We start from the raw sequence: 2,351 nt of genomic DNA, 5'->3' as shown, positions 1-2,351 counted from the left end.
CAAGGCTGAAGGCGAAAGACGGCTCGATCCGCCATGTCCGGATCACGTCCAATGCCCGCTTCAAAGACGGCGAGCTGATCTGTACCCGCTGCTTCACCTACGACGTCACCGAGGCCGTTGAGGCGGAGGAACGCGCTCGCGAGGGCGAACTCAAATTCCGCGCGCTGGTAGACGACCTACCGGCTGCCATCTATACAACCGATGCCGACGGCAAGATCACTTATTACAATGATGCCGCCGCGACCCTTGCCGGGCGCAGACCCCGGATCGGACAGGACCAGTGGTGCATCACTTGGCGTCTCTTCCATCCGGACGGCCAGCCAATGACCCACGACGAATGCCCGATGGCCATCGCGCTCAAGGAACAAAGGCCTGTTCGTGGCCAAGAGGCGATCGCCGAACGGCCCGACGGCAGCCGAGTCCGCTTCGTGCCCTACCCCACACCGCTCTTTGACGGCTCGGGTAAGCTCAGCGGCGCCATCAACATGCTCGTTGACATCACCGATCTGCGCCGCATCGAGGCCGAGGCGGCACATTTGGCCGCGGTCGTTGAATCGTCCAACGATGCGATCGTCAGCAAGACTCTGGACGGCAGAGTGCGCTCCTGGAACGAAGGCGCCAGGCAGATATTTGGTTACGCCGTAGAGCAGATGGTCGGCCAGCCGATCACCAAGATCATTCCGCCCGAACTTCATTCGGAAGCAGCAGAAATCCGCGCACGGCTACGCAGCGGCGAACAGATCAGGTCCTATGAGACCATCCGATTGACCAAGGACGGTCGCAGGATCAACGTTTCGCTGACGATTTCCCCGGTCCGTGACCGGTCCGGGCGCATCATTGGTATCTCCAAGGTGGCACGAGATATCACGGAAAGAAAAGCGAGCGAAGAGCTGCAGCGGCGCCTGTTCGATGAACTAAATCACCGGGTGAAGAACACTTTGGCGATCATCCAATCAATCGCCAATCGTTCGTTGCGTGATGTCCGTCCAAGGGAAGCAGTAGCGGATTTCGAGGGGCGCCTGCGGGCGTTGGCTCAAGCGCACGATCTTCTCGTGCTTGGTAAGATGAAGGGCGCCGTACTCGAGGACATCGTAAGAGAACAGGTGCTGCTCGATGCTCTGGCGGACGATCGGATTTCTATCCATGGCCCAGATGTCGAGCTCGATCCACGTATGGCGGTCCAGCTTGCGCTCGTGCTGCATGAGCTGGCGACCAATGCTCGGAAATATGGGGCGCTGTCGCAGTCCGGAGGATCACTATCGATCCAGTGGAGTGTTCAGGTTGGCGACCAGCAGCGCCTCAGACTGTCCTGGACTGAAAGCGGTCTGAGAAATATCCGAGTTCCGGCGCGTAAAGGCTTTGGCACGACCATGATTGAGCATTCCTTCAGCGGCGGCGGTGAACACAGTTCACTTGAGTTCCATAGCGATGGCGTTCGCTGTGAGATTGAGCTGCCCCTATCGGGGCGACCGGCCGCGTCCTCAGCCGCTTCTCTCAGGAACCGGAATGAGGAGATGGCATCCGATACTCGTCCGGCTGGCATCGTGGGCGCATCGATTCTGATCATCGAGGATGAGCCGCTGATCGCGCTCGATCTTCAAGACGGGCTTGAGACCGCTGGCATGCGTGTCGTCGGAATCGCCACCAACGTCGAAGAGGCCGAAGAGCTGATCGAGACTGCCACGTGCGACGCCACTCTCCTGGATGGCAACTTGCATGGGCAGCCGGTTGACAGGTTGGCGGCACTCCTCCTTCGAAAGAAAATCCCGTTCATCTTTTCTACGGGTTACGGACGTGAGAGTCTGCCTCGAGGCTTTGAGCAAGCGCCAGTGCTCACGAAGCCTTTCTCGGTGGACAAGCTGTTGAAGGTGCTTGGTGAGCTGTTGAGGCCGGAACAGGACCCAACCGTGGTACCATTTCCTCGGAGCCGAAACTAACATTCAGGCTGGGCCGGTAGGACTATCTGCTCTAACGGTCGATAACCTCACCCGCACTCATCACATCCTGCATCGGCGGCTCGGCACTTTGCGCGTCAGAGTGATGCTGCAGGATGAGTCCTCATCACCGGAGTCAAGTTCCGGAGGCGACTTGGCGCGACCCGCTGCTGGGCGAGGTGAAGGTCATGATCGTCCGTGAGCAGCATGGAAAGGGATACGAATTGGGCACTGGACCGGCTGCCGCCATCGCCGCGAACCTGGCGGGGGTGCGGGCCTGGATCACCGAAGCGTGCAGACGCGTCGGGCGTGAACCCGCCAACGTGCGGCTCCTGTCAGCGAGTAAGAGTGCCTAACAGAACCATCGTTGGGCGAACTTGAGGCAGATCAGGCTGGCGGCGAGCAGGTGGAAGCCGG

1 protein-coding gene is annotated in these 2,351 nt (G+C 59.9%); it reads left to right on the top strand.

Features of this window, described 5'->3' with window-relative positions:
• The coding region (locus EQG76_RS30900) for a PAS domain S-box protein (RefSeq protein WP_159719055.1) at window positions 1-1,937 on the top strand (1,937 nt) is incomplete at its 5' end.
• Window positions 1,938-2,351: the final 414 nt, after the last annotated feature.

Origin of the sequence: Geminicoccus flavidas (assembly GCF_009806515.1) — a bacterium.
Lineage (GTDB): Bacteria > Pseudomonadota > Alphaproteobacteria > Geminicoccales > Geminicoccaceae > Geminicoccus > Geminicoccus flavidus.
Note: the sequence above shows the minus strand (reverse complement) of the source record. Positions and strands in the feature narration are given on the sequence as shown.